Raw genomic sequence first — 12,274 nt, forward strand, 5'->3', positions numbered from 1 at the left:
CGGTGGCGGCCCCCGTGCCCGCCGCCGCACCGCACACGGCCGTGCCGCACGCCGCCCCGCCGCCCCGCCCGGACGGCGAGATGCGCCGCCGCTCCGCCCAGAACATCATCCTGGGCCTGGGCGGGCTGCTCATCGGCATCTCGGCGCTGGTGTTCGCGATCTGGACCTGGAGCGACATGGGCACCGGCACCCGGGCCCTGGTGCTCGGGGCGACCACGCTCGCGTTCGCCCTGGTGGCCGTGCCGCTGTACCGCCGGGGCCTGCGGGCCACCGCCGAGACCTTCGGCGTGCTGGCCGCCGCACTGCTGGGCATCGACGCTCTGGCGCTGTGGCTGCTCATGCCCGAACGCCTGCCCGAGGGTCCCGGCTACGCGGCCGGGGCGCTGGCGATCATCGCCGCGCTGACGGCCCTCTACCCGCTGCTGGTGCCGCTGCGCGCGCCCCGGATCATCGCCGCCCTGGCCGCCCAGCCGGTACCGCTGCTGCTGCTCTTCGCACTGCCGGTGGCCGACCCCCTCCCGTGGATCCTGCCGGTCCTGGCCGCCACCGGGCTGACCGACCTGGTGTCGGCCCGGGCGAGCGCGCCCCTGGGCGAATACGCGCCGCGCAGGACCCTGACCGTGCTGTCGCTGATCCTCACCGTGATCACCTCCGCGACCTCCGCCCTCCTGGTCTTCGCCGTCGCGGAGTCGGACCTGCCGGGCTGGTGGGGCCTGGCCCTGGCCCTGCTGCTGTCCGGAACGACCTGGCTGGTGCTGGCGCGCGACCGGGCCAACGGGTGGATCGCCTGCTTCCCCGCCGTCGCCGCCCTGGTCCTGGTCCCGCTCGCCGCCGGTCCGGCGATCCTACCGGTGCGGCCCCGCCTCCCCGCCGGCGAACCGTGGAGCCCGGGCTCGGCGGACGTCCTCGCGACCGTGGTGCTGGGCGTGGACCGCCCCGGCACGGCCTGGCCGGAGAGCCTGCCCTACCTGGCGGCGATCGCGGTCGGCGCAGCGCTGGCCGCCGGGGTGACCGCGCTGCTGCGCCGCGACCTGCTGCCGACGGTGGCGATCCTGATGGCCCCGCCGGTGCTGCTGGCCCCGCCGCTGCTGCTGGGCCTGTCACATCCGGCCGCGGTCGCCTGGGCGCTCTGCCTGGGTGCGGTCCTGGTCCTGGGCACCGCGGCCGTTCCCACGCGCCCGTACGCCTGGGCGCCCGCCACGGCCGGGGTGGCGACCCTGGTCACCGCCCTGCTGTGGTCCGCGGGACTGTTCTGGACCTTCATGGCCGCGCTGCCGTGCGTCGGCCTGGTCGGCCTGATCGCGCTGCTGCTCCTGCGGTACCGGGTGCCCGGCTTCGGGGCGCCCGCCGCCCCCGTGCCCCCCGGGACGCCGGTCCCCGTACCGCCGGGCCGGGCCCTGTACGGGGCCGGGCTGGCCCTGTGGGCCGTGGGCCTGCCGGCCTGGTCCCTGTCGTGGGCCGCCGTGTCCCTCGGCTGGATGCCCGAGCAGGGCCGCTGGTGGACGGCGGCCGCGGTCCTGCTCAGCGGGGTGACCGCGCTGCTGCTGGGCCGTACGTCCCCGCGCCCGGCCGGGCCGGACGCACCCGACGCCCACACCGCGTTCACCGTGTTCGGCCTGCTGCTCCTGCCGCTGGCCCCGCTCCTGGTGGTCCCCGGCCGGGGCGTGTGGAGCGGCGGGGTCGCCACTCCGGTCTGGGGCATGCCGGCGGAGGCGATGCTCGAACCCGCGGTCGCGGTCATGGGCGCGTCGATCGCGGGCGGCCCGGGCACGGCGGCCGGGGTACTGGTCGCCGGGGCGCTGGCCGTGGTCCTGGTCGGGGCCGCCGACCGCCGTTGGCTGCTGCCCGCCGCGGCGCTGGTGGCACCGCCCGCGCTGATGCCGCTGCCGGTGCTGCTGGGCGCCCCGTTCGTCGTCGCGGTCGTCTGGGCGGCCGCGGTGGGCGCGCTGCTCGCCCTGGGTGCGGCGCTGGTCCGCGACCGCCTGGCCTGGGTGCCGGGGGTGACCGGTCCGCTGACCCTGGCGGCGGCACTGCTGTGGTCGCTGCCCGAACAGCACACGACGCTGCTCGTGGTCCTGGTGGCGGCGGCCGCCGCCCTGGGCTGCGCACTGCTCTCCCGGCGTACGGAGGCCCCCCGCCACCCGGCGGAGGGCATGGCCCGTCGGCCCGGTCAGGTGCCCGGCCCGGTGACGGCCGCCGCGGGGCCGGTCCCGCGGCCCCCGGGTCCCAGGACCGGAACGGCCTTCGGGGTGGCCCTGGGCACCGGGCTCCCGGCCGCGCTCGCCTGGGCGCTGTGCCTGGCGGGCGCCGCCGCGGCGGAGACCGGTGTGGCGGCCTGGTGGCTGCTCGCGGCGGTCCCCGTCCTGTCGGGGGCCACGGCGCTGGTCCTGGGCGAGGGCACTCAGGCGCGCCCGCTCACCGTGCTCGGTCTGCTGGCGGCCGGTGCGGCGCCGCTGGTGGCCGGTACGACGTCGGCCTTCGCCCTGGTGCCGGTCTCCTGGCGGCACGGGATGGCGACGGCCGGGGTGGACGCCCTGCTCGATCCCGCGTACGTGTTCCTGGGCCTGGGGGACCGGCCGGACCCGCTGATCGCCCTGGGCGTCGTGGCGGCCGGCGCGGCCGCGGTCGGCGCGACGTCCCTGACCTCGCGCCGGTGGACCGGGCACGCGGTCGCGCTGGTCGTCCCGCCCGCGCTGGTGCCGGTGGCGGTGCTGGTCGGCGCGCCCTTCGCGGTGGCGCTGACGGTGTCGGTCGCGGTCGGCTCCGGGCTGGCCCTGTGGTCGGCGTCGGCCCGGGACCGGGCCTTCTCCTGGCTGCCCGGGCTCACCGGCCTGCTGGTCCTGACCCAGGCGCTCGGCTGGGCGCTGGCCGAGCGGTACGCGACCATCGCCGTCCTGCTGGCCGTCGCGGTGCTGGGCTCGGTCGTGGCGGCGCTGGCCCGCACCGTCCCGCCCGCGGTGGCGGCGACGGCGGTGGCCACCGCGGCCACCGGCGGGTTCGCCTTCACGCTCACCCTGGCCCTGAACGCGCCGCCGGAGTACGCGGCGCTGGCGCCCATCGCCCTGGTGGCGGGGGTGGCCGCGGTCGCGCCGCGGATGCGCTCACCGCTGGTGGAGGCCGCCGAGACCCCGGCCGCGCTGTGGGCGGTGGTGTCCGTGGCGGTCGCCGTGGTCCACGGCGCGCACGGCGGGATCGTCGCCCTGGTGCTGGCGGTCGTCGGCGTGATCGCCCTGGCCACGGCGCTCCGGCCGGAGCGCCGCTGGGCCGCGGCGGTCGGCGCGCTGCTCATGCTCTCCGCCCTGTGGACCGCGCTGGCCGCGTGGAACGTGACCACCCCCGAGGCCTACACCGTGCTCCCGGCCCTGGCCGCCCTGGCCATCGGCTGGGAGTGGGCCCGCAAGGCGGAGCGGACGCCGTCGAGCTGGGCGTCCCTGTCCGGCGGCCTGTGCCTGCTGCTGCTGCCGAGCCTGGGCACGGTGCTGGCCGGCGAGGACACGCTGTGGCGGGTGCCCGTGCTGCTCGTCGCCGCACTGGCGGCGGTCCTGTGGGGCCTGCGCGGGCGCAGCCAGGCGGCGCTGGTCATCGGCGGCCTGGCCCTGCTGTGCACGGCGCTGCGGGCGTTCGGCCCGCCACTGTGGGACCTGACCCGGCTGCTGCCCAACTGGGTGCCGTTCGCCGTGGTCGGCGCGCTGCTGCTGCTGATCGGCGCCCGGTACGAGGCCAACCTGGAGCGGGTGCGCAGGTTCGGGCATTTCATCGGAGGCATGCGCTGATCGGGGGCATGAGCTGATCGCAGGACCCCACCGAACGCGGGCGGCCCGCTCCCGACCGGGAGCGGGCCGCCCTTCGCCCTGCGTCAGTTCTCCAGCATCTCCGTGACCAGCGCCGCGATCGGGGAGCGCTCCGACCGGGTCAGCGTGATGTGCGCGAACAGCGGGTGCCCCTTGAGCTTCTCGATCACCGCGACGACACCGTCGTGGCGGCCGACCCGCAGGTTGTCGCGCTGGGCGATGTCGTGCGTGAGGACCACCCGCGAGTTCTCCCCCAGCCGCGACAGCACGGTGAGCAGGACCCCCCGCTCCAGCGACTGCGCCTCGTCCACGATGACGAACGCGTCGTGCAGCGACCGGCCCCGGATGTGGGTGAGCGGCAGGACCTCCAGCATCCCCCGGTCCACGACCTCTTCGATGACGTCCTCGCTGGTGACCGCGGACAGGGTGTCGTGCACCGCCTGCCCCCACGGGGTCATCTTGTCGTTCTCCGTGCCCGGCAGGTAGCCCAGTTCCTGGCCGCCGACCGCGTACAGCGGGCGGAACACCATCACCTTGCGGTGCTGGCGGCGCTCCAGGACCGCCTCCAGCCCGGCGCACAGCGCCAGCGCCGACTTGCCCGTGCCGGCCCGGCCGCCCAGGGAGACGATGCCCACCTCGGGGTCGGTGAGCAGGTCCAGGGCGATGCGCTGCTCGGCGCTGCGGCCGTGCAGGCCGAACACGTCGCGGTCGCCGCGCACCAGGCGCACCGACTTGTCCGGGCGGACCCGCCCCAGCGCCTTGCCGCGTTCGGAGACCAGTACCAGCCCGGTGTGGCAGGGGAGTTCGCGGGCCGGCTCGATGTCGGTGGCACCGTGCTCGAACAGCTCCGACACCTGGTGGGCGGCCACGTCCAGTTCGGCCATGCCCGTCCACCCGTGCTCGATCGCCAGCTCGGCCCGGTACTCGTCGGCCGCCAGGCCGATCGAGGAGGCCTTGATCCGCATCGGCAGGTCCTTGCTCACCAGCACGACCTCACCGCCCTCCTCCTGGAGGTTGCGCGCGACGGTCAGGATCCGGGTGTCGTTGTCGCCCAGCCGGAAACCGGCCGGGAGGATCTCCGGATCGCTGTGGTTGAGCTCGACGCGCACACTGCCGCCCTGGTCGTTCACCGGGACCGGGACGTCCAGTCGGCCGTTGGTGATCCGCAGGTCGTCCAGGAAGCGCAGCGCGTTGCGGGCGAAGTACCCGAGTTCCGGGTGGTGCCGCTTGCTCTCCAGCTCGGTGATCACCACCACGGGGATGACCACCTCGTGCTCGGCGAACCGGGTCAGGGCCAACGGGTCGGCGAGCAGGACACTGGTGTCGAGCACGTAGACGCGCCGTTCCGCTCCCGCCTCCGCAGAGGTGCTGGGGGGCTGGGTGTCACGGCGATCGGTCGAGGAACTAGCCACTCGTTCTCCCCTTGGGCGCCGCGTGGGCGCCCCACTGTCACGGGATCATGGAGGACCGGGACCAGGCCCCACAGGGCCGGGTCCGGCCCTCCTCGTTGACTTTCCGCGGTGGCGGAGGGGATCAATGAGCCGGGGCCTCCCGAACGGGTGGACGAACGCCACCCGCTTCTTTCGAAGCTACGCGTCCGCGAACCCGTTTTCCAGTCCGTTCCCGCCCTGCGGGGTGAACACCGCGTTAAGGGGTGACGCCGTGGCGGGAGCGAGGGTTCAGGAACCGTAGCGACGATTGCGCGCGCCGTAAGAGCGCAAAGCGCGCAGGAAGTCCACCCTGCGGAACGCGGGCCAGAAGACCTCGCAGAAGTAGAACTCCGAGTGCACGCTCTGCCACAGCATGAAGCCGGACAGGCGCTGCTCCCCGGACGTGCGGATGAGCAGGTCCGGATCGGGCTGGCCGCGCGTGTAGAGGTGCCGGGCGATATCGGCGATGTCCAGGCGCTCCGCGAGCTCCTGGATACCGGTGCCCTTGGCCGCCTCCTCGTGGAGGAGCGACCGAACCGCGTCGGCGATCTCACGTCTACCTCCATACCCGACGGCGACGTTGACAACCAGACCCGGGTTGCCGGATGTGGCCTCCTCCGCCTCCTTCAGGGCACGGGCGGTGGACGAGGGGAGCACGTCCAGGGCCCCGACCGGCCGGGTGTTCCACCCCTCCTCGCGCAGCCGGGCGATGGTCTCCTCGATGATCTGCACGAGGGCGCCGAGCTCGGCCTCGTCGCGCGAGAGGTTGTCGGTGGACAGCATCCAGAGTGTGACGACCTGCACGCCGATCTCGTCGCACCACCGGAGCAGCTCGAAGATCTTGTCCGCTCCGGCCCGGTGACCCTCCGCGGCGTCCGACAGGCCGCTGTCCTTCGCCCACCGGCGATTGCCGTCCATGGCGACACCGACATGGCGGGGAATCTGCCGACCCTGCAATCGGCGCTCCAGACGCTTCTCGTAGAGCCAGTACAAGGGGTCGCGAAGCCCCATGGGCGAAAACCTCTCAGAGCTGGATCAAGAACAGCACTCTCCTGTGCCAGGAGGTGCCGACGGGGATACCGTCCAGGGTAGTTCGCCGTGAGAGGTCACGTTACGGCCAGGGACTTGCGCACGTGCTTGCGCCCCTGGTGGATGCGGGACTTCACGGTGCCCAGGGCGAGGTTGAGCTCCGAGGCGATCTCGTTGTAGTCCATCTGGCACAGGTCGCGCAGGACCAGGGGCGCCACCAGGTTCGGCCGGTCCTTCTCCAGCTGGTCGAGGGCCTCCAGCAGGTCGATCCGGGAACCGGCGATCACACTGGTGGTGCGCGGGTCGCGCTGGTGGGGCATGCGCTCGGCCTCGGTCGGGTACTCGGCGGAGCGGCGCTTCATGGAGCGGTAGGTCTGGCGGGCCGAGTTGGACACGACGGTGTACAGCCACGTCGTGAACAGGGAGTCGCCCTTGAAGCTGTCGATCTTGCGGGCCACCCGGAGCAGGGCGTCCTGGCACGCCTCCTCGGCGTCCTGCCGGTAGGGCAGGAAGCGTGCGCACCGGCGCAGCACCTCGGGCTGGATCCGCCGGAGCAGTTCGTCCAGGGCGACGGCGTCGCCGTCCCTGGACCGGCGGGCGAGCTCCTCCAACTCCTCGTCGACGTTGCTCGCCACCCGCCGTCGGGGCGCGGGGGTCTCCTCGTGCTCGTTGTTGTCACTACTGCGCATGGCTGGTCTCTCCCTGACTGACGGCAGACGTCCGGCCGTCCGCTATTCGGCGCCGTGGGTCCGCGATTCGCGGGTCACACGCCAATAGGACGTCCACGGGCCCCCATCGGCTCCGCCTCGTTCCACCCTCCCGGTTCTCCGTCGCACGGAGCACCACGGTCAACGCGAGTTCACATTTCACACGGCCATTCCCATGGCTCGGGGCGCCCGTGAGGGGTTCCCACCAGTTTCCATCCCCCGGCGGGGTCGGCGCTACCCGGAGAGGGGATCATATCCGCAAGAGTCAACGCGAAGGTGTAGATGGTGTATTAGTGGGCAACGACCGCGTATTCACCCCTGACGGACCGAGGCGGAAATGAGCCAACCCGAGGCCTTCGGCCGCTACCGCGTCATCAGACGCCTGGGGTCGGGCTCCTTCGCCACGGTCTGGCTGGCCCAGGACGATCTGCTGAACTATCCGGTGGCCATCAAGGTACTCGCCGAGAACTGGGCGCACCAGATGGACATCCAGCACCGGTTCCTGGAGGAGGCGCGCATCCTGCGCCAGACCGACTCCACGTGGCTGGTCGCGGTCCACGACGTGGACGTCCTCCCCGACGGCCGCCCGTACATGGTCATGACCTACGCCGACCAGGGCAGCGTCGCGGACCTCATCCGCCGCGGGCCGCTGCCGCTGGACGAGGCGCTGCGGCTGCTGACCGAGATCGGCCAGGGCATCACCGTGCTGCACAACCACGGCACCATCCACCGGGACATCAAGCCGTCCAACGTGCTGCTCCAGTCCTCCCCGGTGGGCCAGCGGGTGCTCGTCGCCGACCTGGGTTTCGCCAAGGCCATCGACGAGGCGTCGGGGTTCACCGCCGCGGCCGGGACCCCCGGGTACATGTCGCCGGAGCAGAGCATCCCCGGCGGCGACCTGGACGTGCGCTCGGACGTGTACTCGCTGGGCGCCGTCGCCTACGAGCTGATCACCGGAAAGCCGCCCTCGCGCCCTCCGGTGCGCGTCCCCCCTGGCCGTATCCGGCCAGGGCTGCCGCGGGAGCTGGACGAGCTCATCCTGTCGGCGCTCTCCGTCGACCGGGAGAGCCGCCCGGGCGACGCCAAGACCTTCACCGACCGGGTCCGCGCCATCCGTATGGCGCCCGACCTGCCCCGGGGCGTCCCGTGGTGGCAGCGGTACCGGATGCCGTGGCGCCGGGCCGCCGCCCTGGTGGCCGCGTCCGCGGTGGGGGCGGGCGTGCTCACCGTGTCCGGCGGGGCACCGGGGCTGTCGCTGACCACGGTGCGCCACGCCGGTCAGGACATCCGCATGGGCGTGCCCTCGGTGTGGGCCCGGGAGTTCCACACCGACCTGGAGGCGCGGCCCGCCGCGGCCGACGCCGGGGCCGGTCCGGGCCTGCTGGTGGCCACCGACGCCGACGGCTGGCACTCCACCGAGACCCCGTCCTACGGGGTGTACGCCACCGTGATGTCCGGGGCCGGGGACCTGTCGCGGGTCGCCGAGCACGACCCCTGCCCGGGGGACCCCGCGAGCCGCGAGGTCCGCACCGGGGGCTGGGAGGGCACGGTGTGGGACTGGCCCGAGTGCAACGGCAACGGGGCCTTCACCAGCGCCGCCGTGCACCGGCCGGGGGAGCCCGCCACGGTGTACCTGGAGATCCGCCAGCCGGACTACCGGCCCGACCTGGTGAACGAGATCATCGACAACACGGTCCTCGGCTAGCCCGCGTACGGCGGATGTTTTCGGGCGGCCCGGCGCTCGCACCGATGGCCGGGAGCGGCCGCGGGGAGAACTCTCGCAAGACGACCGGCGCAGGCGCCCCTACCGTGCATCGCACCGCGGTCCCGGCGGTTTCGCACAGTGGGGCCCGCCCGGGTTCGGCCGTCCGAGCACAGGCGGCGCAGCGAGAGGCGGCCCCGCGGCTCCGTGGCGGCACCGCGCCGAAGGCGTCCGTCGCGGGCGGCCTACGGCCACGGTCCCCCCGCTTGCGGAAGGGCCTCCGGCCCGCCCCCTCGCCTCACCTCTTCCCGGTCAGGAGCTCGCGGAGGTCGTCCGGCGAGGTGACCGGGAGGCGGCAGACGAACCCCTCGCAGACGTACGCCGTGGGCCGCCCGTCCACCCGGACGCGGTCGCGCAGCAGCGGCACTCCCCCGTCGTCGAGGCCGTCGCCGCGCGAGAGCACGGTGCCCAGCGGGGCGTGGACCAGCGCGGTGCGCACCAGTTCTCCGGTGTCCGGGTCGTCGGGGTCGCCGACGACCGCGATCTCCAACGGACCGGACAGCAGCGCCTCGCCGACCGCCAGCGCCCACCCGGCGAACCGGGGCGCCTTCTCCGCCAGCAGGCCCGCCGGGACCAGCGCCCGCTCGGCGGCCTCCCGGTGGCGCTGCGATCCGGTGAGCGCCGCGTAGGACAACAGCGCTCCGGCCGCCGCGGAGCGGCCCGAGGGCACGGCGTTGTCGGTGGGGTCCTGGGGGCGGTTGAACAGCTTCTCGGCGTCGTCCGCGGTGTCGTGGAAACCGCCCTCGTCGACGAAGCGCTCCAGCACCACGTCCAGCAGCTCCCCGGCCACCCGGGCGTAGCGGGCCTCGCCGGTGGCGCCGTGCAGGGCGAGCAGCCCCTCGGCGACGTCGGCGTAGTCCTCCAGCACGCCGGGGCTGTCGCCGGCGGCCCCGTCGCGGGAGGTGCGCACCAGCCGCCCCCCGCGCAGGTGCACCGAGAGCAGCAGTTCGGCGGCCTCCCGGGCGGCGGCCACCAGGTCGGGGCGCTCCAGCAGGATGCCGGCCTCGGCCAGGCCCGCGATCGCCAGCCCGTTCCAGGCGGCCACCACCTTGTCGTCGCGCGCCGGCGGCGTGCGCCCCTCCCGGGCGGCCAGCAGGGCGGCGCGGACCCGCTCGTACCGCCAGGTGTCGGCGGGTGTGGACGGCAGGCGCAGCACCGAGGTGCCGTGCTCGAAGGTGCCCTGGTCGGTCACCCCGAACACCTCGGCGGCGAAGGCGGCGTCCTCCTCCCCCAGCACCTCGCGCAACTGCCCGGGGGTCCACACGTAGTAGGTTCCCTCCTCCCCGTCGCTGTCGGCGTCCAGGGCGGAGGCGAACCCGCCCTCGGGGGTGCGCAGGTCGCGCAGCATCCAGTCGGCGGTCTCCGCGGCGATCCGGCGCAGCAGCGCGGCGGACGCCTCCCCGGCCGGGCCGGGCTCGGCGGGGCGGCGGGCCATCCGGGCGTAGGCGCGCAGCAGCAGGGCGTTGTCGTACAGCATCTTCTCGAAGTGCGGCACCACCCACTCCCGGTCCACCGCGTAGCGGGCGAACCCGCCGCCGAGCTGGTCGTAGATACCGCCCCGGGCCATGGCGTCGGCGGTGCCCAGCGCCATCAGCCACGAGGGGGTGGGCTCGTCGGCGCTCTGCGCGGGCCGGGTGCGCTCGTCGTGCGCGGTCAGGAACGACAGCAGCATCGACGGCGGGAACTTGGGGGCGCCGCCGAACCCGCCCTCGGCGGTGTCGTAGTCGCGCACCAGCGCCCGCACCGCCAGGTCGAGCACGGCGGGGTCCGGCGGGGGCGCGTCGGGCAGGCCGCGCGGCGCGCCCAGGGCCTCGACGACCCGGCGGCCCTGGTCGAGCAGTTCCTCACGCCGGGTGCGCCAGGCCTGGGAGACACCCTCCAGCAGGCGCTGGAAGTGGTCGCGCGGGAAGTAGGTGCCGCAGTAGAAGGGCGCGCCGTCGGGGGTGGCGAAGACCGTCATCGGCCAGCCGCCCTGGCCGGTCATGGCCTGGGTGGCCTCCATGTAGACCGCGTCCACGTCGGGGCGTTCCTCGCGGTCCACCTTGATGTTGACGAACAGGGCGTTCATCCGCTCGGCGGTCGCCCGGTCCTCGAAGGACTCGTGGGCCATGACGTGGCACCAGTGGCAGGCCGCGTAGCCCACGGAGATGAGCACGGGCACGTCGCGGCGGCGCGCCTCGGCGAAGGCCTCCTCCCCCCAGGGCCACCATTCGACGGGGTTGTCGGCGTGCTGGAGCAGGTACGGGCTGGTCGCGTCGCGCAGGCGGTTGGACATGCCCCCACTCTGCCACCCGGGGCCGCCCGGCGCGTTACCTGCGGGTGCGGGTGCGGGTGACGTCGACCGGGTCGAAGCGCTCCCAGGTCTCGGCGATGGCCAGCGTGGGCTCCAGCCCCGCGGCGACGTGCGCGCGGTACAGCGCGGCCGCCCCCTCGCCGTCCCCGCGTTCGATCAGCTCCAGCAGCCGGACGTGCTCCGCGCGCTGCTCACGGGTGTCGCGGTGCCGGGTGAGGTGGAACAGCCACTGCACGCGGGCGTCCAGCGGCGCCATCATCTCCTGGAGCAGGGGGTTGCCGCAGGCGCCCAGCACGGCGCGGTGGAACCCGGCGTTGGCGGCCGCGGTGGCGGAGTCGTCCCCCGCGTCCAGGGCGCGGGCCGCCTCGTCCAGGCGGCGCCGCATCAGGCGCAGGTCGTCCTCGCTCCGCTTGGCGGCGGCCAGCCGAGCGGCCAGCGGTTCCAGCTCCTCGCGCACCTCGAAGAGGTGCACGATGTCCTCGCGCGACCAGCCGGCCACCATGGCGCCCTGGCGCGGGACCAGGACGATCAGCCCCTCGGCCTCCAGCAGCCGCAGGGCCTCGCGCAGGGGCACCCGGGAGACGCCCAGCTCGGCGGCCGTCTCGCGTTCGGTGATGCGGTGGCCCGGCGGCAGGCGCAGGCCCATGATCCGCGACTTGAGCTCGGCGTAGGCCCGGTCGCGCAGCGACGGGGGCGGTGGGGGCGCGGGCGGCATGGACCCCATCCTAGGCCGCGTCCGATGGATCATTCCGGGCCCGCCCGTCGCCCGCCACCACCATCAACGGACGCCTTCGGCGCGGTACTTCCACGGAGCCGTCAGGCTGCCCCCCGCTGCGCCGACTGCGCTTGGACAGCCGAACCCGGGCTGACCGGCGCTTGTCGTCTTGTGAGAGGTCGCCCCGCGGCCGCTCCCGACCATCGGCGCAGGCGCCGAACCGCCCGAAAGCATCCACCGGACACGGCCTGGGCGCGCCCGGAGTGGTCCGGGCGCGCCCACGGGCCGGGCGTGCGGGCGCCTAGGAGTCCTTCTTCGCGTCGTCCTCGACCAGGGCCGGGGCGGCCGCGACGTCCACCGGCTCCTCGATGGTGCGCTCACCGCGCACCGTCTTGAGCTTGCCGGTCATGCTGCGCATGAGCAGGTACAGGGCCACGCCGACGGCGAAGACGACGAGGAAGCCCAGGACGCCGGGGGTGACCGTGTTCTTGTCCAGGGTGAACGTGTCGGCGTTCGCCGCGGCGGACACGAGAAGGGTGTTCATACG

The 12,274-nt window shown here is 74.4% G+C and carries 8 protein-coding genes; 2 read left to right on the top strand and 6 right to left on the bottom strand.

The features are described 5' to 3' along the window. The coding region (locus QJS33_RS18190) for an SCO7613 C-terminal domain-containing membrane protein (protein WP_306369203.1) at positions 1–3,773 on the top strand (3,773 nt) is incomplete at its 5' end. A gap of 83 nt (positions 3,774–3,856) precedes the next feature. Here QJS33_RS18190 and QJS33_RS18195 read toward each other — a convergent pair. The 3 genes from QJS33_RS18195 to QJS33_RS18205 all read right to left on the bottom strand — a co-directional run bounded on the left by QJS33_RS18195 (position 3,857) and on the right by QJS33_RS18205 (position 6,939). After that, positions 3,857–5,203, bottom strand: coding sequence for a PhoH family protein (locus QJS33_RS18195; protein ID WP_306369204.1), 1,347 nt, complete (start codon positions 5,201–5,203; stop codon positions 3,857–3,859). Between the two features lie 267 nt (positions 5,204–5,470). Then, the gene (locus QJS33_RS18200) at positions 5,471–6,232 is read right to left on the bottom strand and encodes an isoprenyl transferase (protein WP_306369205.1); all 762 of its coding nucleotides are present in this window, start codon (positions 6,230–6,232) and stop codon (positions 5,471–5,473) included. 95 nt (positions 6,233–6,327) lie between these two features. Then, complete coding sequence (locus tag QJS33_RS18205) at positions 6,328–6,939, bottom strand: RNA polymerase sigma factor (RefSeq protein WP_306369206.1); 612 nt, start codon at positions 6,937–6,939, stop codon at positions 6,328–6,330. A 355-nt stretch (positions 6,940–7,294) separates the two neighbouring features. On the opposite strand from QJS33_RS18205, the gene QJS33_RS18210 reads away from it, so the two are divergent. Then, entirely contained in the window at positions 7,295–8,662 is a 1,368-nt protein-coding gene (locus QJS33_RS18210) for a serine/threonine-protein kinase (protein WP_306369207.1), read from the top strand. Between the two features lie 295 nt (positions 8,663–8,957). On the opposite strand, the gene QJS33_RS18215 is transcribed toward QJS33_RS18210, so the two are convergent. From QJS33_RS18215 to QJS33_RS18225, 3 genes are all read right to left on the bottom strand, one after another. Beyond that, a complete protein-coding gene (locus tag QJS33_RS18215) occupies positions 8,958–10,994 on the bottom strand; it encodes a thioredoxin domain-containing protein (RefSeq protein ID WP_306369208.1) in 2,037 nt (678 codons plus the stop codon). A 34-nt stretch (positions 10,995–11,028) separates the two neighbouring features. After that, complete coding sequence (locus QJS33_RS18220) at positions 11,029–11,727, bottom strand: GntR family transcriptional regulator (RefSeq protein WP_306369209.1); 699 nt, start codon at positions 11,725–11,727, stop codon at positions 11,029–11,031. 301 nt (positions 11,728–12,028) lie between these two features. Continuing rightward, entirely contained in the window at positions 12,029–12,271 is a 243-nt protein-coding gene (locus tag QJS33_RS18225) for a hypothetical protein (protein WP_306369210.1), read from the bottom strand. Positions 12,272–12,274 lie beyond the last annotated feature (3 nt).

Origin of the sequence: Nocardiopsis sp. CC223A (assembly GCF_030766825.1) — a bacterium.
GTDB lineage: Bacteria > Actinomycetota > Actinomycetes > Streptosporangiales > Streptosporangiaceae > Nocardiopsis.